Raw genomic sequence first — 19,445 nt, 5'->3', positions numbered from 1 at the left:
CGGTACCAGAATCAGCGCGATCAAGGCCGACAGGCGCTTGGTCATGATCAGGTACATGAAGGTGATGACCATGGCGAAGCCGAGGAAGGTCAGCACACCGGGCCCGCACCGCCCTGGGAAGAGCTGCCCAGGAGTGCCTGAGAGCTGCTTGAGGAGCTGCCTGGAAGTTGTTGCCTACCGCCGCCGCCCGCTCAGCCGGTCACCCCGAGCAGGGGTGCCCAGGCCTCCAGGGCCGGCTTCTCGGCGAGGTCGGCGAAGGCCACCTCGATCCCGTGGTCGCGGCGCCAGGCCGCCGCCAGGGACATCAGACGGACGGAGTCGAGCCCGTAGTCGGCGAGGTTCTCGTCGAGCGGGATCTCCTCCGGCTCCTCGCCGAGGATGTCGGCGACATCGGCGCGCAGCTGTTCGAGCGTGAGGGCCACAGCGGTCACTTCCCTTCGAAGACGGCCTGGGTGGTGGTGACGACGGCGCACTTGCCGGCCGCCCAGCGCAGCGCCATCGCGTGGTCGCCGGCCGAGAAGTCCGCCACGGCGTCGGCCACCACGAACGCCTGGATGTCCTGCATCCAGGCGTCGCACGCGGTCATCAGGACGCCGATGTGGGCGTAGACGCCGGTGAGGACGATCTGGTCGCGGCCCTGTTCGCGCAGCCGCTCCAGCAGATCGGTGCGGACGAAACCGCTGTACTTCCATTTGGTGATGACGGTGTCGCCGTCCTCGGGCGCGACCTCGTCCGCGATGGCCGCCGCGTGCTCGTCGGCCGGCAGGCCGGGGCCCCAGAAGTCCTGTTGCAGCCCGCGCTCCTGGGCGCTCTGGCCACCGGGCTGCGCGGTGTAGAGGACGGGAACGCCCAGGCGTGCCGCCTCCTTCTTCAACTCGGCGACGTGCGCGAGGAGTTCCGGCACGGGTGCGGCCTGCCGGTCGTACGCCGACAGGAAGTAGTTCTGGAGGTCGTGGACGAGGAGCACGGCGCGCGCCGGGTCGACGGTCCAGTCGACCCGGTTGGCGGGCAGCTCCTCGGCGGCCGGCATGGGGTAGGGGGCGATGGCGGGCAGGGCCATGGTGGCGAGGGTTCCGTTCGGTGTTTCCGGAACGTTCAGCGGGAACGTTCGAGAGAGGGAGTGGAGGAGGGGGCGGGGGCGGGGACGGCGGTGCGCGCGGCGGCGTTGCGCAGGTCCTTCTTCGAGACCTTGCCGACCCCGGTCTGCGGGAACGCGTCCACGAACTCGACCCGGTCCGGCACCTTGTAGGCGGCCAGGCCCCGTTCGCGTACGAACCGTTTGACGGCGACCGCCTTCAGCGGGCCGGCGCCCGAGCGCAGGATCACGTACGCGCAGACCCGCTCGCCCAGATACGGGTCAGGCTCGGCCACCACGTTCGCGTCGTGCACGGCCGGGTGGGCGAGGATGTGGTTCTCCACCTCCTCGGCGGCGACCTTCTCACCGCCCCGGTTGATCTGGTCCTTGGCGCGCCCCTCCACGACGATGTGCCCGCTCTCGGTGACCCGTACGACGTCGCCGGTGCGGTAGAAGCCGTCCTCGGTGAAGGAACGGGCGTTGTGCTCGGGCGCCTTCCAGTAGCCGCGGATCGTGTACGGGCCCCGGGTCAGCAGGTGGCCCGTCCCGCCGGGCGCCACCTCCCGGTCCTCGTCGTCGACGACCAGGATCTCGTCGTCCGGCGAGATGGGCCGGCCCTGCGTGGTGACGATGGTCTCGACCGGGTCGTCCAGCCGGGTGTAGTTGACCAGCCCCTCGGCCATCCCGAAGACCTGCTGGAGCGTGCAGCCGAGCGCGGGGCGCACCCGGCGGGCCGCCTCCTCGCTGAACTTGGCGCCGCCCACGAGCAGCACGTCCAGGCTGCTGAGGTCGTGCGCGCTGCCGGGCGCGGCCTCGGTCCACAGCAGGGCCAGCGGCGGCACCAGGCCGGTGATGGTCACGCCCTCGCGCTCGATGAGCGGGAAGGCCACCTCGGGCGAGGGCTGCGGGCACAGCACCACGCGCCCGCCGGCGTACAGGGCGCCGAGCGAACCGGGCGAGGAGAGCGGGAAGTTGTGGGCGGCGGGCAGCACGCACAGGTAGACGCTGTTCTCGTCGACACCGCAGATCTCGTTGGAGCCCCGCAGCGAGTAGATGTAGTCGTCGTGGGTGCGCGGGATCAGTTTCGGTATGCCGGTGCTGCCGCCGGAGAGCTGGAGGAAGGCCAGGTCCTCGGGGCGCGGCCCGCCGTAGCCGACCGGCTCCTCCGGCACCTCGGCCAGTGCCTCGAACTCGCCCGGGTCGCCCTGGGCGACGAACACGTGCTTCAGCGTGGGGACTTGGGCGCGGGTCTTCGCCGCCAGCTCCCGGTAGTCGTAACCGCCGTGCTCGGCCGCGACGACGTAGGCGACCGCCTCGGTGAACTCGCAGAAGTAGGCGATCTCACTCTCGCGGTGGGCCGGGAGCGCGAAGACGGGCAGGGCGCCGATCCGGAAGAGGGCGAAGATCACCTCGAAGAACTCGGCGATGTTGGGGAGTTGGACCACCACGTTGTCGCCCTTGGCGATGCCGCGGGAGAGAAGGCCCGCGGCCAGCCGGTCGGCGCGCCGGTCGAGATCGGCGTAGCTCCACCGGCTCCCGGCCACCGGGTCGACGACCGCGATCCGGTCCGGGTGCGCCTCGGCGCGCTGCCGCAGCATCTCGCCGAAGGTCTCCCCACGCCACCAGCCGGCCGCCCGGTACCTCTCGGCGAACTCGGCGGGCCAGGTGGGAGCGGCTTGCGTACTCACAGTTCGGCCCCCACGGCGCTGAGGAAGGTGCGGAACTTGGCCCCGGTCTCGGCGGTCTCCGCCTCGGGCTCGGAGGCGGCGACGACGCCCGCTCCCGCGTAGAGGCGCAGCGTGCGCTCCTCGGCCTCGGCGCAGCGGATGGTGACGACCCATTCGCCGTCGCCGTCGGCGTTCCCCCAGCCGACGACACCGGTGAAGAACCCCCGGTCGAACGGCTCGGTCTCCGCGATGACCTGACGGGCCGTCACCGTCGGCGTGCCGCACACGGCGGGCGTCGGGTGGAGCGCCATGGCCAGGTCCAGCGCCGAGGTGCCGGGGGAGGAGAGGGTGCCGGTGACCGTGGTGGACAGGTGCCACATGGTGGCGGTGCGGATCAGCGTCGGCCGGGCCGGGACGGTCATGCCGGTGCAGTGCGGGGCGAGCGCCTGGTGGACGGCGTCCACGACGACGGCGTGCTCGTGGAGGTCCTTGACGGACTCCAGCAGCGTCGCCGCCCGGCGGACGTCCTCGGCGAGGTCGTCGCTGCGCGGGGTGGACCCGGCGAGCGGGTTGGCGACCACCTGGTCGCCGTGGCGGGAGACCAGCAGTTCGGGGCTGGCGCCGATCAGGGTGCGGCCGGGGCCGGTCGGCAGGGCGAAGGTGTAGCCGGAGGGGTCGCGGCGGGCCAGACGCTGGAGCATCGCGGGCAGGTCGAGCGGGGAGCCGGAGGTGAGCTCCAGGGTGCGGGCCAGCACCACCTTGCTGAACTCGCCGCGCCACATGCGGGCCACGGCGGCGGCGACGCCCTTGCCGTAGATCTCGGGCTCGGGCACGGGCAGGATCTGCCAGTCGGCGGCGGCGGAGGAGGTGGCGGGCAGGGCGATGAGCGGGTCGGAGGCGAGCGGCGGGGCGGTGCGCACCGTGGCCGGCACGTGCAGGGCGGCCGCTGCCGTGTGGTCGAAGGGGATGGCGCCGATCACGACGGGCGATTCCTGTCCGGCGGCGACGGCCTCGGCCAGGGTGGCGTCCACCCGCTCGGTCACGGTTCTTGCGTCGTGCGGGACTTGGCGTCCCGGGCCGCGGGCGAGCAGGGTGCGGCGGGGCGTGGCGAGGAAGTGGTCGCCCGGTGTGTAGGCGTCCAGGAGCGAGGTGGCCGCTCCTACGGCGGGGTGGGCCGGATCGGCCGGGGGGACATGTGTGGCGACCTGGGATGCCGTCGACACGGGAACTCCATTCTCGATGGTCCCGTCAGCGGGTGCGGGGGGCTGGATGGGAGGGTGAAGTGGTACGGAGGGAACGTGCGGGGCCGCCGGTCAGCGCAGGGTCGCGCCGCCGTCGACGTACAGCTCCTGGAGCGTGATGTGGCGGGCGCGGTCCGAGGCGAGGAACGCCACCGCGTCGGCGATGTCGGAGGGTTCGGCGATCCGGCCGAGCGGAATGCCGGTGCGGTAGGTCGACGGGTCCCCGTCGATCACTCGCGCCTCGGCGCCCGGGTCGGTCCACAGCGCCCGTTGCATCGCGGTGTCGGTGGAGCCGGGGGCGACGACGTTGCAGCGTACGCCGCTGCGGGCGAGTTCGAGGCCCAGACACCTGGTGAACATGGCGGCGGCGGCCTTGGAGGCGGCGTAGGCCGCCATGCCGGTGCGCGGGATGCCGGCGGCGTTGGAGCCGACGGTGACGATGCAGCCGGTCTTCCGCGTCACCATCAGCGGGGCGACGGCCTGGGAGACCTGGAAGACGCCGGTGGTGTTCACCGCGAAGGTGTCCGCCCAGTCCTGCGCGGAGAGGGTGGTCGCCGGGCCGGTGCGCAGGATGCCCGCGACGTTCACCAGGACGTCCACCGGGCCGAGTTCGTCCTCGATCCGGGCCACGGTGTTCTCCACCGAGACGCGGTCCGTGACATCCATCACGTAGGGGTCCAGACAGCCCGCCGAACGCTCGCCCGCCGGCAGTTTCTCCTGCCGCCGGGGCCAGTCGGCGGCCAGCGCCTCGATGGTGTGGCCGGCGCGGTCGGTGGCGGCCACCTGGGCGCCGAGGTCGGCGAGCAGTTCGGCGACAGCGGCTCCGATGCCCTGTCCGGCGCCGGTCACCAGGGCCGTGCGGCCCTCGAACTCGCCATTTCTGCCCGGTATGTGCTCAGGCATGAGCAACCTCCCCCTGAGTGTTAGGTAAGGGTAACCTAAATTGATTCGGCCGCCCAGAAGGGGGTCGAGCCGTCGATATGCGGTTAGGTTAGCCTCACCTTATGCAAACGCCGCGCACGGGGACCACGACCTCGGCCCCCGAACATGACCCCTCGACCGCCCAGTTGGACGGAGGGGGGAGCGAACGGAGGGCGACGACACCGCCCGCCGGAGCGGATCAAGCCCCTCCGGTACCCGGCTCCAGACCCGGTTCCGTATCCGGTACGGAGATATCTCCGGGTACGGAGACGGCCCAGGGCGCACCTTCCACCGGCGGCCGCACCGTCGCGCCCCCCAACAGCGGCCGCACCGTCGCGCTCGCCGTCGCCGGTCTCACGGTCGCCGTCCTGCTGCTCGGCGGCCTCTCCCTCTCCATCGGGGCGGGCGAGGTCGGCGTCGGCGGGGTACTCGACTACCTGTTCAACCGGGACGGGGCCCGCGACAACGCCCGCCTCTCCCTCGTCGTCGGGGACCTGCGCATTCCGCGCACCCTCACCGCGCTGCTCGTCGGCGCGGCCCTCGGCGTCGCCGGATGCCTGCTCCAGGCGGTCACCCGCAACCCGCTCGCCGAGACCGGTCTGCTCGGCGTCAACGCGGGCGCGTCCCTCGGTGTCGTCGCGGGCATCGCGCTCCTCGGCTTCGATTCCGGTTACGCCTACCTGGTCTGCGCGTTCGTCGGCGCGGTGGTCGCCAGCGGCCTGGTCCTCCTCATCTCCGGGCGGCGCGGCGGCGGCTCTCCCATGCGCCTGGTCCTCGCGGGCGCGGCGCTCGGCGCCACCTTCGGCGGACTCACCAGCGTCATCGTCGTCAACTCCGCCGAGACCTACGACAGATTCCGCTTCTGGGTCCTCGGCTCCCTCGCCGGAGTCGAGGGCTTCGGCGAACTCGGCCGCCTGGCCCCCGTCCTGGCCGTCGGATTCCTCGTCGCCCTGCTCGTCGCCCGCCCCCTCTCCGCCCTCGCGCTCGGCGACGACCTGGCTCGCAGCCTCGGCCACCGGCCGCCCGTCATCCGTACGGTCGTCGCGCTCGGCGTCACCCTCCTGGCCGCCTCCGCCGTCGCACTCGCCGGGCCCATCTCCTTCCTCGGCCTGCTCGCCGGATTCCTCGCCCGCGCCATCGCGGGCACCCGGCTGGCCGCCCGCATCCTGATCGCCGGACTCATCGGCGCCTGCGTCCTGACCGTCTCGGACGTCGCCGCCCGCGTGGTCTCCCGCCCCTTCGAGGCGCCCGTCTCCGTCATCGTCGCCCTCATCGGAGCCCCCGTACTCATCGCCATCGTCCGCTCCAAGCAGCTGGCCTCGATGGGCATGACGGAGCCGGCCACCGAGGAGCGCGCCCCGGACCGCCCGCGCCGCTTCAAGCTCGCCCTGCCCCGCCCGAAGCGCCGTACCCCCAAGGCCGCCCGGGTCCGCCCGCCCGACACCCTCGTCGTCCGCCGCGGCCCCCTCTCACTGCTGGTCACCCGGCGCGCGGCCCTCGCCGCCCTCGCCCTCGCCGGGGCCCTCCTGCTCGCCGTCGTCCTCTCCGCCTACGCGGGCCAGAGCGACATGGGCGTCGGCCGCACCTTCCGCGCGGTCCTGGGCCAGGGCGACCACTTCGACGTGCTGCTCGTCCAGAACTTCCGCCTCGGCCGCATCGTCGCCGGACTCACGGCGGGCGCCGCCCTCGGCCTCGCGGGCTGCCTCACCCAGACCCTGGCCCGCAACCGCCTGGCCACCCCCGAACTCCTCGGCGTCAACGACGGGGCCACCGCCGCCGTCCTGCTCTCCGTCAGCCTCAGCGCCACCGGCACGTTCGGCGCCTGGTGGGCCGGGCCGATCGGCGCGCTGGTCGCCGTCATCGTCGTCACCACCGTCTCCGGCGGCCTCGGCCAGCGCGGCTACCGCGTCCTGGTCGTAGGCCTCGCGATGTCCGCACTGGCCTCGGCCATCACCCAAGTCGTCCTGTCCCGCCGCTCCTTGAGTTCCGCCAGCTCCCTGTACGTATGGACCTCCGGCAGCCTCAACGGACGCAGCTACTCCGTCGCCGTCCCCGTCCTCATCGGCCTCGCGGTCCTCGTCCCCATCAGCCTCGCCGTCGCCCGCCACCTGGGGGTCCTGCGCTTCGACGACGCCACCGCCTCCTCCCTCGGCTCCGCCCCCGGCCGGGTCCGCGCGCTGGCCCTGCTCCTGGCCGTCGGCCTCGCGGGCCTCGCGGTCGGCATCTGCGGCCCGGTCGGCTTCGTCGCGCTCGCCTCCCCGGTCATCGCCTCCCGGCTCGCCGGCCCCCTGCGGGTCCCGCTGGTCGGCTCGATGCTCACCGGGGCCGTCCTCGTCGTCGCCGCCGACACCCTCGGCCGGATCGTCTTCGACGGCGTCGAACTCCCCGTCGGCATCGTCACCACCGTCCTCGGCGGCCCGTTCCTGCTCTGGGTCCTCCTCGGCCGCTCCGCCGCCACCCGCGTCTGAAAGGCGGCCCGCACATGACCTACCCACCGCGCCGCAACCCGCCCGCCCCTCCCGCACCCGTGGGACCGACCGCAACCGAGGTGCCCACCGTGCGAAGCCCCCTGCTGCGTACGCTCCTCGAAGACGTACGGGCGGGCAGGCCCGACGCCGAGGAGGAGTTCTGGCGGTACGTCTCGGAAACCGGCGCCCCCCTCGTCGAACCCGACCCCGAGGGCGAGGCCGACCACCGGCTGGTCACCTTCGTCCGCCGCGAGGACCCCGACCGCCCCGCCACCCACGTCCTGGCCCTGGTCCACACGGTCACCGACAAGGACCGGCACGCCGGAGACCTCGCCCCCCACCTGATGGAACGGGTCGAGGGCACCGGGGTCTGGGCCATCAGCCACCGGCTGCGCACCGACCACCGCGCCTCCTACCAGTTCCACGCCACGGCCGGCTCCCGCGAGGACGCCCTGCGCGCCGACCGCCCCTCCTGGCGCACGGTGCTCGACCACGCGGAGCCCGACCCGCTCAACACCGGGGCCCCGCTGCCCTCCCGCGACGGCCGCAACCCCGCCTCTGTACTCGAACTGCCCGAGGCGCCCGACCAGTCCCGTATCCGACGCCGCGACGACGTGGACCGGGGCGAGCGCCTCGACACCGAGGTGGACGGCCGCCGGATCACCGTCCACCTCCCCCCGGGGCACCGCCGGGGCGGCGGCCCGTACGCGCTCGCCGTGCTGCTGGACGGCGAGATGTGGGGGCCGGTGCTCGGCGTCGGCGACATCTTCGACAACCTGCACGCGGACGGTGAACTCCCGCCCACCGTCGCGCTCCTGGTCGACACCATGGGACGCCGCATGGAGGATCTGGCGTGCAGCGCCCCGTTCGTCGACTGGCTCGCCGACACCCTGCTGCCCTGGGCCGAGCGGGAGTTCGGGGCCGGGGCGGACGCCGGCCGGACCGTCGTCGCCGGACAGAGCGCGGGCGGCCTCACCGCCGCCTTCGCCGCCTTCCGGCGCCCCGACCGCTTCGGCCTCGCCCTCTCCCAGTCCGGCTCCTTCTGGTGGCCCGACGACGAGCGCGGCGGCGAATGGCTGACCGGGCAGTACGCCTGGGCGGAGCGCAGGCCCATCACCCTCCACCTGGAGGTCGGCCGGCAGGAGTGGATGCTGCTGGAGGAGAACCGCAGGCTCCGCAACGTCCTGCGGGCCCGCGGCTACGACGTGCGCTACCGGGAGTTCAACGGCGGCCACGACTACGCCTGTTGGCGCGGCGGCCTGGCGGACGGGCTGGCAGCGCTGCTCGGCCCGTAACGCACACCGCTTGGCCCATAGCGCACACTGCTCGGCCCGTAACGCACACCGCTCGGTCCACACGCACACCGCCCGATCCGCAACGCACACCGCCCGGCCGGTATCGCACACCGCCCCACGAGCACGCACAAAGGGGGCGGGACGGCATCCCCCTCCGGATGCCGCCCCGCCCCCCTTGCGTGGCTCTCAGCCCTTGACGGCCGGAGCCCCGTCCGCCGCCAGGTCCTCACCCGGCGGCGCGTCCTCGTCGTCGAACGGCGGCGGCTGTGGGGCCTCGCGCGGCAGCCGCAGCGCGAGGACCGCCCCGGCCGCGACGAGCGCCGCCGTCACCCAGACCGCCGTACGGTACGGGCCCGGGTCGGCGGCGGCCTCCGTCACATGACCGCCCCCGATCACCGCCGCACAGGCGGCGATGCCCAGCGCACCGCCGAGCGTGCGGACGATCTGGAACAGCCCCATCGCCTGGCCCATGTCGGCGGGCCCGATCGACTCGAACCCGGAGATCTGCACGGTGAGCACCGCCGTGCCGAGCACCAGACCGATCAGGAACATCAGCCCGCGCACGCTCCACGCGTTCTCCGCCACACCCGGTACCGCGAGCGTCGCGAAGACCGCCGCCGCGACCAGCAGCGCCGGCACGGTCAGCAGCCGGGGGCCGAGCCGCGGCAGCAGCCGGTCCACCACCTGCGAGGCCAGCATCAGCCCCACCGCCTCCGGGAAGACGCTCAGCCCGGCGTCGAGCGCCGAGGCGCCCAGGCTCGCCTGGTAGAGCAGCGGGAAGACGAACAGCACACCCATCAGCCCGGCCGCGGTGACCCCGGCCAGCGCCGAGGCCGACCCGTACACCCGGTCGGCGAGCAGCCGCAGCTTGAGCAACGGCGTCTTCGCCCGCACCTGGTGCAGGACGGCCGCCACCAGCAGGACCGAGCCCAGCGCCGCGCTCACCGCGACGGCGGGCCGGGTCCAGCCCTGGGACGGGCCGAAGCCGAGCGCGTAGGTCAGCAGCCCCAGCGCCGGAGTGGCCAGCCAGAAGCCCACCGTGTCGAACTTCCCCTCGGGGCCCTCGACATGCTCGCGCAGACCGAAGACGCCCAGCAGGACCGCCGCCGTGCCGATCGGCACGTTCACGAAGAACAGCCAGTGCCAGGAGAGGTGTTCGGTGAGCAGCCCGCCCAGCGGCGGACCGAGCGCGGGCATCAGGGCCGTCGGCACGATCAGCACCTTGGCCAGCTTCATCCGCTCGTGCGGCGGGAACGCCCGGAACAGCAGCGTCATCCCGACCGGCGTCAACAGCCCACCGGCCAGGCCCTGTACGGCCCTGGCCACCACCAGCGTGTCGAGGTCGGGCGCCAGCCCGCAGACCGCCGAGGCGATCGTGAACGCGGTCAGGGCGCCGAGGAACACCCGCTTCGTCCCGAACCGGTCACCCAGCCACCCCGCCACCGGCAGCCCCACCGCGAGCGCGACCAGGAAGGCCGTCTCGACGGTGTTGGCCGCCGACAGCGGGCGGCCGAAGTCGCCGGCGATCGTGTAGAGCGCCGGGTTCACGATCGTCGAGTCCAGGCCGTTCATGCACATCGCGGCCGTGTAGACGAGGACGACGGCGATCCGGGGGCGTATCCGGGGCCGGACCAGCAGCCCGCTCACCGTGCGGTGGCGGCGAGGGGGCCGTCCCGGTGCGCGCCGATCCGGTCCAGCGCCTCCTGGCGGGCGCACGGGCCGTACGCCGTCGACCAGCCCGCGGGCACCGCCGCGAACAGCGGCCACAGCGAGTGCTGCCCCTCGGCGTTGGCCAGGACGAGGAACTCCCCGTCCGCGTCGAAGGGGTTGGCGGGTGCGTCACTCATCGGTGTCACTTCTCCAGCTCGGTCAGTCGGTCGGCGACCACGCGGGCGATGTGCGCGATCGGTTCGGGCAGGGTCATGTCCTTGTGCGAGCAGGCCACGTTCGTGTTGTCGATGCGCCCGCTCACGTAGGGCGTCCACGTCTCCGGAGTCAGGGTGTCGTCGATGGTGTCCACCGTGGCCCGGAAGAACAGCACATCGCCCCGGAAGACCCGGTGGTCGTAGCCCCGTACGAGGTCGTTGGTGTTGAGGTACACCTCGCCGAGCGCCTCGATCTTCGCGGCGGAGAGCGCGGCCAGCGGGGAGCCCTCGCGGCGCAGCACCTCCACCACGTTCGCGGTCGTCAGCTCCTTGTCCCCGAGGCTGTCGGGGCCGTAACCGCCCATGGTGAGCAGCGATTCGAGCGCCTCCGCCTGGTCGGGCACCGGCAGGTCGCGGAACCCCTCGGCGGGGTAGGCGTCCAGGATGGCCAGCAACTCGACCTCCTGGCCCGTCTCCTGGAGGTGCGCCGCGACGGCGTGCGCGATGATCCCGCCGGTCGACCAGCCCAGCAGCCGGTAGGGCCCCTCGGGCTGGACCTCGCGGATGCGGGAGGCGTAGTGGGCGGCCAGCTCCTCCAGCGTGGTCGGCAGCGGCTCGCGAGCCGTCGCCTCACCGACGCCCTGGGCCTGAAGCCCGTAGATCGGCACATCGGCCGGGAGATGGCGGATCAGCCCCGCGTAGCACCAGCTCAGACCGCCCGCCGGGTGCACGCAGTGGACGGGGGAGCGGTCGCCGGGGCGGGCCGGGCGCAGCGGCAGCAGCACATCCAGCGGGTCCTCCTCGCGCGAGACGTCCAGCGCCGCGTCCAGCGCGGCCGGCGTCGGCGCCTGGAAGACCGTGCCGATCGACACCTCGATGCCGAACGCGGACCTGATCCGCCCCGCGAGGCGCACCGCGAGCAGCGAATGGCCGCCCAGGTCGAAGAAGTTGTCCTCCACCCCGGCCGCCGGCAGCCCCAGCACCTCCGCGAAGACCGAGCAGAGCTGCTCCTCGCGCACGGTGCGCGGAGCCCGGCCGCCACCGCCCACCGGGGCGCCCGGCGCGGGCAGCGCCTTGCGGTCCAGCTTGCCGTTGCCGGTCAGCGGCAGCCGCTCCAGCACCACCACGGCCGAGGGCACCATGTGCACCGGCAGGGTCGCCGCCGCGTGCTCGCGCAGCTCGGACGGGACCGGATCGGCACCGGGCGCCGGGACGACGTAGCCGACCAGCCGCTTGTCGCCCGGCACGTCCTCCCGGACCACCACCGCCACATCCGCGACCTCCGGGTGCGCGGCCAACACCGCCTCGATCTCGCCCAGTTCGATACGGAACCCACGGATCTTCACCTGCTGGTCGCCGCGCCCGAAATACTCCAGCGCCCCGTCGGTACGCCGCCGGGCGAGGTCGCCCGAGCGGTACATCCGGGTGCCGCTCTCCCCGAAGAGATGCGCGTACGGGTCCGCGACGAACCGCCCCGCCGTCAGGTCGGGCCGCCCCAGATAGCCGAGGGCCACGCCCTGACCGGCGACGTACATCTCGCCGGTCACCCCGGGCGGCACCGGCTGGAGCCGGTCGTCCAGCACGTAGACCCGCAGGTCGGGGATGTTGACCCCGATGGTGCTGGAGACGGCCGAGGCGGCCGTCGCCCGGTCGAGCGCCAGGTAGGAGACATGGACGGTGGTCTCGGTGATGCCGTACATGTTGACCAGCGTCGGCGCGTCCTCCTGGTGGCGCGTGTACCAGTCCGCGAGCCTCCCCAGCTCCAGCGCCTCACCGCCGAACACCACGTACCGCAGCGCCAGGTCGTGCCCGGGGGCCTCCCGGTCGGCGGCGGCCAGCTGGTAGAACGCGGACGGCGTCTGGTTGAGGACGGTGACCCGCTCCTCGGCCAACAGCCGCAGGAACGCCCGCGGGTCACGGCTCGTCAGGTGCGGCACGACGACGACCCGGCCGCCGTACAGCAGCGCACCCCACAGCTCCCACACCGAGAAGTCGAAGGCGTAGGAGTGAAACAGCGTCCACACGTCCTCCGGGCCGAACGCGAACCAGTGCTCGGTCGCCGTCATCAGCCGCGTCACATTGTGCTGCGTGACGACGACCCCCTTGGGGCGCCCGGTGGACCCCGAGGTGTAGATGACGTACGCCGGGTCCTGCGGGCTCAGCGGACGCGTCCGGTCCGACTGGCTCAGCGGCCCGTCCGGGAAGCCCGCCGCCTCGTCCACCGTGATCATCGGCAGCTCGTGCGCGGGCAGCCGGTCCGCCGTCGCCGCGTCGGTGATCAGCGCGGCCGGACGGGCGTCCTCCAGCATGTACGCGAGGCGTTCCGCCGGGTAGTCCGGGTCCATCGGCAGATACGCGGCGCCCGACAGCGAGACCGCCAGCAGCCCCGCCACCAGGTCCAGCGACCGCGGCAGCGCGAGCGCCACGATGGAGCCCGGACCGATGCCACGGGCCGCGAGCAGCCGCGCCGACGACTGCGCCCTGGAGGAGAGTTGCGCGTACGTCAGCGACTCGCCCGCGCAGCTCACGGCCACGCGGTCCGGGTGACGGCGGGCCGCCACCTCGTAGACCTCCGCGAGTGTGAGCGGCACCGGCCGGTCGGCGGGGACGCCGTTGGCCTCGACCAGGGCGCGGTGCACCTCGTCCTCACCGAGGACGGGCAGAAGACCGACGGGGGTCTCCGGCTGTGCGGCGGCGGCGGTCAGCAGCCGGGCCAGCCGGTCCGCGAGCGCCTGGGCACTCGACCGGTCGAAGAGGTCCGTCCGGAACTCCAGGAACCCGGCGATCCCGCCGCCGGCCAGCTCGCCCGCGTTGAGGGTCAGGTCGAACTTGGCGGTGCCCGACGGTACGGCGGCGAGCCGCGCGGTGGCGTCCGGGCCGAAGGCGGCGGGCCCGTCCGCGATCGACTGCCAGGCCAGCATCGTCTGGAAGAGCGGATGCCGGGCCAGCGAGCGCGGCGGATTCAGCGCCTCCACCAGGTGGTCGAACGGCAGCGCGTCGTGCTCGTACGCGGCGAGTGTCGTCGCCCGCACCCGGTCCAGGAGGGCGCCGAAGCCGGGGTCGCCGGAGGTGTCGGTGCGCAGGACCACGGTGTTGGTGAAGAAGCCGACGAGCCCGGCCGTGGTGTCGTCGTCGCGGCCCGCCACGGGGGTGCCGATCGGGATGTCGGTGCCGCAGCCGTGCCGGGTCAGCAGCGCGGCGAGCCCCGCCTGCACGGTCATGAAGACCGTCGCGCCGTGCGACCGGGCCAGCCGCCGCAGCGCCTCGTGCGTGGCCGCGTCCAGCGCGAACGGCACGGTGTCACCGGCCGAGGTGGCGACGGGCGGCCGGGGCCGGTCGGTGGGCAGCTCCAGCTGGTCCGGCAGCCCGGCCAGGGCCTCGCGCCAGTGGGCGAGCTGCGCCTCGGCCAGCGGGGTCGGCTCTGCGGGGGTGCCCAGAAGCTGCTGGAGCCGGGCGGCGTGGTCGACGTACTGGCCGGCCGGCGGCGTGAACTCCGGGGCGCTGCCCGCGAGGCGGGCGGTGTAGGCCGTGGCCAGGTCGCGGGCCAGGGGCGTGGTGGACGCGCCGTCGCCCGCGATGTGGTGGAGCAGCAGGAGCAGGGTGTGGTGGTCGGGCCCGTCGCTGAACAGGACCGTGCGCAGCGGCGGCTCGGCGGCCAGGTCGAAGCAGTACCGCACGGCCTCGGTCAGGTCGCTGCCGGGCTCCGCGAGCCGCAGCACCGGGCGGGCCGCCTCATGGCCCGGCGGAAGGATCACCTGGTGGGGAGTGCCGTCCCCGTCGGCTCCGGAGCCGTTGTCAGTGGGCGGATATACCGTTCTCAGTGTCTCGTGACGGTCCACCAGATCACGCAGGGCGAGCTGGAGCGCGTCCCGGTCGAGGGGGCCGTCGACGCTGAGCACGAGCGGGATGTTGTAGGTCGGGCTGGGCCCTTCGAGGCGGTGGAGGAACCACAGCCGCTGCTGGGCCGGGGAGAGCGGGAGGGGACCGGTGCGGGGCACGGGGGTCAGCGGTACGGAGGCGGTGGCCGCGCCACCGCGGGTGCGGACCTGGGCGGCGATGGCCGCGGGGGAGGAGTGGCGGAAGACGTCGGCGATGGAGAACGGGACGCCGAAGTGCTCGCGGACGCGGGCGGCCAGCCGGGCGGCGAGCAGGGAGTGCCCGCCGAGGTCCAGGAAACCCGCCTCGGCGGCCGGGGGCTCCGCGATACCGAGGACGTCGGCGTAGAGACCCCGCACGATCTCGGTGTGCGGGCCGCTCTCACCGACGACCTCCGCCCCGATGGCGGCGAAGAGCGGTTCGGGGTCGGGCAGGGCGCGGTGGTCCAGCTTGTCGTTGGCGGTACGGGGGAGGGCGTCGAGCAGCGTCACGGTCGCGGGGACCATGTGCTCGGGCAGGGCGGCGGCCAGGTGGTCGCGGAGGGCGTTGGGGGTGGGTGCCGTTCCGCCCTTCTCCGCGACCGCGTAGGCGAGGAGGCGCTTGCCGTGACCGGTCTCCCGGGCGATGACGGCAGCCGCGGCGACCTGCGGGTGCGTGGCCAGCCGGGCCTGGATCTCCCCGAGTTCGATCCGGAAGCCGCGGATCTTCACCTGGTCGTCGCTGCGGCCCAGGAACTCCAGCGTGTGGTCCTCGCGGCGGCGCACCAGGTCCCCGGTGCGGTACATCCGGCCCCCGGGCGCGCCGTGGAGCGCGCCGAACGGGTCCGCGACGAACCGCTCGGCCGTCAGGTCGGGACGGCCCAGGTAGCCGAGGGCCAGGCAGGGCCCGGCGATGTACAGCTCACCGGTCACCCCGGCGGGCACGGGACGCAGGGAGGAGTCCAGCACGTAGACCCGCGATCCCCGCACGGGTCGGCCCTCGGGCCGGTCCGGCGACTCGCCGGGCAGCCAGTAGTAGGCGTCGACGGTCGTCTCGGTGGGGCCGTAGAGGTTGACCGGGTGGACGTCCTCGGCGGCGAGCAGCCGCTCCCAGAGGGCCGGGGGTACGGCCTCGCCGCCGACGACCACATGGGCGGGGTGGTGGCGGCCCTCGTCCAGCAGGCCTTCGGCGATGAGCGCTTCGGCGTAGGAAGGGGTGACGTCGAGATAGTCGACGCGGTGGGTGTCGACGTACGCGGACAGGGTCGCCGGGTCCCGGTAGGCGGCGTCGTCCAGCAGGTGCAGCTCATGGCCGTGGACCATCCACAGCAGCGGGTCCCAGGAGGCGTCGAAGGCGAACGAGGCGCTGTGGGCGACCCGGAGCCGCTCCCGGCCGGTGCGGGCGACGGCCGGGGCGATGTGGTCGGTGAGGTGACCGGCGCCGAGGTTGGCCAGTGAGGCGTGGCTGACGAGGACGCCCTTGGGGCGCCCGGTGGAACCGGAGGTGTGGATGAGATAGGCGGGGTCCGTGAGCGAGGGCCCGGCGGGCAGCGGACCGTCCGGGCAGGCGGCGAGGGCCTCGGCCGTGGCGGGCTCGTCGAGCGCCACCGTGGGCACGCCGTGCGGCGGGAGCGCGGCCAGGGTCGCGGCCGTGCCGATGACGGCGACGGGCCGGGCGTCCTCCAGGACGGCCAGCGTCCGGGCGGCGGGGTGGCCGAGGTCCAGCGGCTGGCAGACCAGACCCGCCTTGAGCACGGCGAGCAGGGCCACCACCATGTCGGCGGTCCGGGGCAGGGCCAGCGCCACCGTGGCACCGGTCTGCGCCGGGGCCCCGGCCGCCTCGGCTCCGGCCGCCCCGGCCCCAGCTGCCTCAGCCCCGACCGCCCCTGCCCCGGCCAGGAGGTGGGCCAGCCGGTCGGACGCGGCGTCCAGCTCGGCGAAGGTGAGGGTGGCGCCGGTACGGGCGTCGTCAGTATCAACGCCTGCGTCGGCTCGGGCGTCAGCACCCGCGTCGGCGCCGGCCCCCGCACCGGCGGCGCTCTCCGTCCCCCCGGCGTCTTCCGCGTGCCCGGCGCCCCGGAACGTGCCCGCGAGGGTGGAGCGTACGGCGACGGCCCCGGGCGTCAGCGCGGCCTGCGCGGTGAACGTCTGGGGGAGTGTGAGCGTGGCGGGCGGCTCGGTGCGGCCCGCCGTGGCCTCGCGCACCTCGTCGTCGGTGAGCAGGTCCACGGTGGCGACCGGCCGGCCCGGGGCGGTGAGCAACAGCTCGGTGAGGCCGTCGAGATAGCGCAGCCAGGTCTCCTCGTGGGCGGCGAGCTTGGCCTCCCCGTACGCGGCGGGGTCGGCGTCCAGCGTGAGCCGCAGCCCGCCGTCCGGCCCCGGTGCCGCGCCCACCGCGAGGCTCTCCACGGGTCCGGCGGCGAGGTTGCGCACGGTGCCGGGGAGCCCGGCGAAGTCCAGGGCGCTGTCGAAGGCCTTGATGTTGACCATCGGTCCGGTCAGCGGCGCGTCGGCCGACTCCAGGGCCAGGTCGCGACGGAGGTCCGCCTGCGGGTAGCGCTGGTGGCGGCGGACCTCGCGGATCTCCAGCACCACCCGGCGCAGCAGCTCGGCCCCGGTGTCCTGCGGACGCACGGCGATGCGCAGCGGCAGCACGTTCACCGTCATGGCCGGGGTGCGCAGGGCGGCCGGGCCGCGCCGGTTGGTCAGCGGCAGCCCCAGCACCACGTCCTCGGCGCCCGTGAGCCGGTGCAGATGACCGGCGGTCGCGGCGACGACGAGCTCGGCCCAGGTCGCCTTCGCGGCGCGCGCCGCCCGGGAGAGCCGGTCCAGGGTGCTCGCGGGGAGATCGGTGGTCCGGTGGAGGAGGCCGCTGCCGGCGGAGCCACCGGAACGCACGGGTGCGGCCTCGGGGGAGTACCCGGCCATACGTTCCGCCCAGAAGGCGCGGTCCGTGGCGTACTCCTCACCGGACAGGTACGCCGCCTCGTCGTCGGTCAGCTCGCCCAGCGGGGCGAACCGGCCCTCGGGCGCTGGCTCCTGGGCGACCGCGGCGGAGTACAGCTCGGCGACGCGACGTCCGATCAGCGAGAGCGCGTAGGCGTCGACGGCTATGTGGTGGACCCGCTGGTACCACCAGTGGCGGGTCCCGCCCACCCGGATCAGCGCCTGCGTCATCAGCCCGTCGGCGGAGGCGAGGTCCACCGGCCGGGCCAGGTCCTCGCGCATCCACGCCTCGGCCTGTTCCGGCGTCAGTTCGAGCCGGTGGACGACGGGTTCGGCGTGCATGACGTGCTGCACCGGCGTGCCGTCGGCCTCGGAGATCCGCACGGCCAGCGTGTCCGCCTCGCCCACGGCCCGGCCGAGCGCCTCGGCGAACAGCTCCGCGTCGAGCGGCCCCTCGATCTCCACGCAGTCGGCCGTGTTGAGCTCCGTGCCCAGCGGCGCCAGCTGGTGCGCGTAGTAGATGCCCGACTGCGCGGTCAGGAGAGGCAGAGCTCGGGAGGGAGGGCCGCCGGGGTGCGCTGCCGAAGAGCTGGTCGGGCGGTTCGGACGCTCATGCATGTGTGTGACGACTCCCCTGAAGGACAACGGACACCGGGTCGTCAGACTCCCCGGCACGCACTTAGGTAAGGCTAAGTTAACCTATTTTCGACCGTGCAGGCGACCGTCCCCAGGGCGGTCCCGGAACGCCCAGGAGGGCCCCATGACCGTCCCCGGAACCGAACGTGCCGCGACGCAGGACGTCGGGGCGACCGACGAGCGGCCCGGCTCCCTGAGGGCCGCCGTCCGGAACACGGTCACGGAGAACGCCGAGGCCCTGCTCGACCTCAGCCGGCGCATCCACGCCGACCCCGAGACCGCCTTCGAGGAACACCGATCCGCCGCACTCTGCGCCGAACTCCTGGCCGCACACGGCTTCGAGGTCACCGCCCCCGCCCACGGCCTGGAGACGGCCTTCCGGGCCACCATCGGCTCGGGCCCCGTCACCGTCGCCATCGCCTGCGAGTACGACGCGCTCCCGGGCCTCGGCCACGCCTGCGGCCACAACCTGATCGCCGCCGCCGGGGTCGGCGCGGCGCTCGGCCTCGCCCCGTACGCCGACGAACTCGGCCTGACGGTCCGGGTCCTGGGCACGCCCGCCGAGGAGCGCGGGGCGGGCAAGGCGCTCCTCCTGGAGGCCGGGGCGTTCGACGGGGTGGACGCCGCGATGATGGTCCACCCCTGCCCCTTCGAGCTGGCGGACTTCCGCTCGTTCGCCCTCGGCACCCTGGACGTCACCTACACCGGCCGCTCCGCCCACCCCAGCCTCAACCCGCACGAGGGCCGCAACGCCGCCGACGCCCTCACGGTCGCCCAGGTCGCCCTGGGGCTGCTGCGCCAGCAACTGCCGCCCCAGTGGCGGGTGCACGGCATCACGACGGCGGCCGGGACCTCGCCCAACGTGATACCCGATCGGGCCACCGCCACGTACGAGATCCGCGCGCTCGCCGCCGAGGACCTGCGGGAGCTGCGGCAGCGCGTCGAGGACTGCTTCCGGGCCGGCGCGCTCGCCACGGGCTGCGAAGTGACCCTGGAACAGCCCGAACCCGACTACCTCGACTTCCGGGGCGACGCGGAGCTGCTCCGGCTCTGGACCGCCAACGCCCGTGAGCTCGGCCGCGCCGAATCCGTCGAGCGCCCGCCCTTCGCCTGCACGGACATGGGCAACGTCTCGCACGTGGTGCCGTCCATCCACCCGGTGCTGGACATCAGCGGCGGGGCCTGCGGCCCGCACGAGCCCGAGTTCGTGGCCGCCGCCGTCTCCCCGGCGGCCGAACAGGCGCTGCTGGACGGGGCGGTGGGCATGGCCTGGACGGCGGCGGACTTCGCGGCGGCCCGTACGGCCGGTGCGGAAGCCACCCCGTCCGGCTGACCCGCCCACCCGCCGGAAGCGCCCGCGGCCCCGGCCCGGGGGGGCGGGGCGGGGCGCCCGGGGGGGGGGGGGGCCCGGGGGGGGGGGTGGGGCGACACCGGGGGGGGGGCCGGCCCCGAGTGCGACAAAAACACGGAGGCCCCC

11 protein-coding genes are annotated in these 19,445 nt (G+C 74.1%); 3 read left to right on the top strand and 8 right to left on the bottom strand.

What is annotated here, in order from left to right:
* Window positions 1–191: 191 nt before the first annotated feature.
* The 5 genes from AB0917_RS27200 to AB0917_RS27180 all read right to left on the bottom strand — a co-directional run bounded on the left by AB0917_RS27200 (window position 192) and on the right by AB0917_RS27180 (window position 4,886).
* On the bottom strand, window positions 192–431 hold the full coding sequence (locus AB0917_RS27200) for a phosphopantetheine-binding protein (protein ID WP_366822316.1): 240 nt from the start codon (window positions 429–431) through the stop codon (window positions 192–194).
* A complete protein-coding gene (locus tag AB0917_RS27195; RefSeq protein WP_366822315.1) occupies window positions 428–1,060 on the bottom strand; it encodes an isochorismatase family protein in 633 nt (210 codons plus the stop codon). The genes AB0917_RS27200 and AB0917_RS27195 overlap by 4 nt, the downstream gene beginning before the upstream one ends.
* Before the next feature lie 35 nt (window positions 1,061–1,095).
* Window positions 1,096–2,763 (bottom strand): (2,3-dihydroxybenzoyl)adenylate synthase, encoded by a 1,668-nt coding sequence (locus tag AB0917_RS27190; protein WP_366822314.1) that lies wholly within the window; start codon window positions 2,761–2,763, stop codon window positions 1,096–1,098.
* Complete coding sequence (gene dhbC / locus AB0917_RS27185; RefSeq protein WP_366822313.1) at window positions 2,760–3,965, bottom strand: isochorismate synthase DhbC; 1,206 nt, start codon at window positions 3,963–3,965, stop codon at window positions 2,760–2,762. Before dhbC ends, AB0917_RS27190 begins: the two co-directional genes overlap by 4 nt.
* A gap of 90 nt (window positions 3,966–4,055) precedes the next feature.
* The gene (locus tag AB0917_RS27180; protein ID WP_366822312.1) at window positions 4,056–4,886 is read right to left on the bottom strand and encodes a 2,3-dihydro-2,3-dihydroxybenzoate dehydrogenase; all 831 of its coding nucleotides are present in this window, start codon (window positions 4,884–4,886) and stop codon (window positions 4,056–4,058) included.
* A gap of 101 nt (window positions 4,887–4,987) precedes the next feature.
* Here AB0917_RS27180 and fhuB point away from each other — a divergent pair, with 101 nt between their 5' ends.
* Window positions 4,988–7,372 carry a Fe(3+)-hydroxamate ABC transporter permease FhuB gene (fhuB, locus tag AB0917_RS27175; protein ID WP_366822311.1) on the top strand — a complete coding sequence of 795 codons (2,385 nt, stop codon included), beginning with the start codon at window positions 4,988–4,990 and terminating at the stop codon, window positions 7,370–7,372.
* 14 nt (window positions 7,373–7,386) lie between these two features.
* Entirely contained in the window at window positions 7,387–8,667 is a 1,281-nt protein-coding gene (gene fes, locus AB0917_RS27170) for an enterochelin esterase (RefSeq protein WP_366822310.1), read from the top strand.
* Window positions 8,668–8,853: 186 nt separating this feature from the next.
* Here fes and AB0917_RS27165 read toward each other — a convergent pair whose 3' ends face one another.
* Genes AB0917_RS27165 through AB0917_RS27155 form a run of 3 tightly spaced genes read right to left on the bottom strand, consistent with a single transcriptional unit; the run spans window position 8,854 to window position 17,950 of the window.
* Window positions 8,854–10,314, bottom strand: coding sequence for a DHA2 family efflux MFS transporter permease subunit (locus AB0917_RS27165; protein ID WP_366822309.1), 1,461 nt, complete (start codon window positions 10,312–10,314; stop codon window positions 8,854–8,856).
* Complete coding sequence (locus AB0917_RS27160) at window positions 10,311–10,514, bottom strand: MbtH family protein (protein ID WP_366822308.1); 204 nt, start codon at window positions 10,512–10,514, stop codon at window positions 10,311–10,313. The genes AB0917_RS27165 and AB0917_RS27160 overlap by 4 nt, the downstream gene beginning before the upstream one ends.
* Window positions 10,515–10,519: 5 nt before the next feature.
* Window positions 10,520–17,950 carry an amino acid adenylation domain-containing protein gene (locus AB0917_RS27155; protein ID WP_366822307.1) on the bottom strand — a complete coding sequence of 2,477 codons (7,431 nt, stop codon included), beginning with the start codon at window positions 17,948–17,950 and terminating at the stop codon, window positions 10,520–10,522.
* A 142-nt stretch (window positions 17,951–18,092) separates the two neighbouring features.
* On the opposite strand from AB0917_RS27155, the gene AB0917_RS27150 reads away from it, so the two are divergent.
* Window positions 18,093–19,301 carry a M20 family metallopeptidase gene (locus AB0917_RS27150; RefSeq protein WP_366822306.1) on the top strand — a complete coding sequence of 403 codons (1,209 nt, stop codon included), beginning with the start codon at window positions 18,093–18,095 and terminating at the stop codon, window positions 19,299–19,301.
* The last annotated feature ends 144 nt before the right edge of the window (window positions 19,302–19,445 follow it).

Source organism: Streptomyces sp. NPDC007346 (assembly GCF_040703535.1).
Classification (GTDB): domain Bacteria; phylum Actinomycetota; class Actinomycetes; order Streptomycetales; family Streptomycetaceae; genus Streptomyces.
Note: the sequence above shows the minus strand (reverse complement) of the source record. Positions and strands in the feature narration are given on the sequence as shown.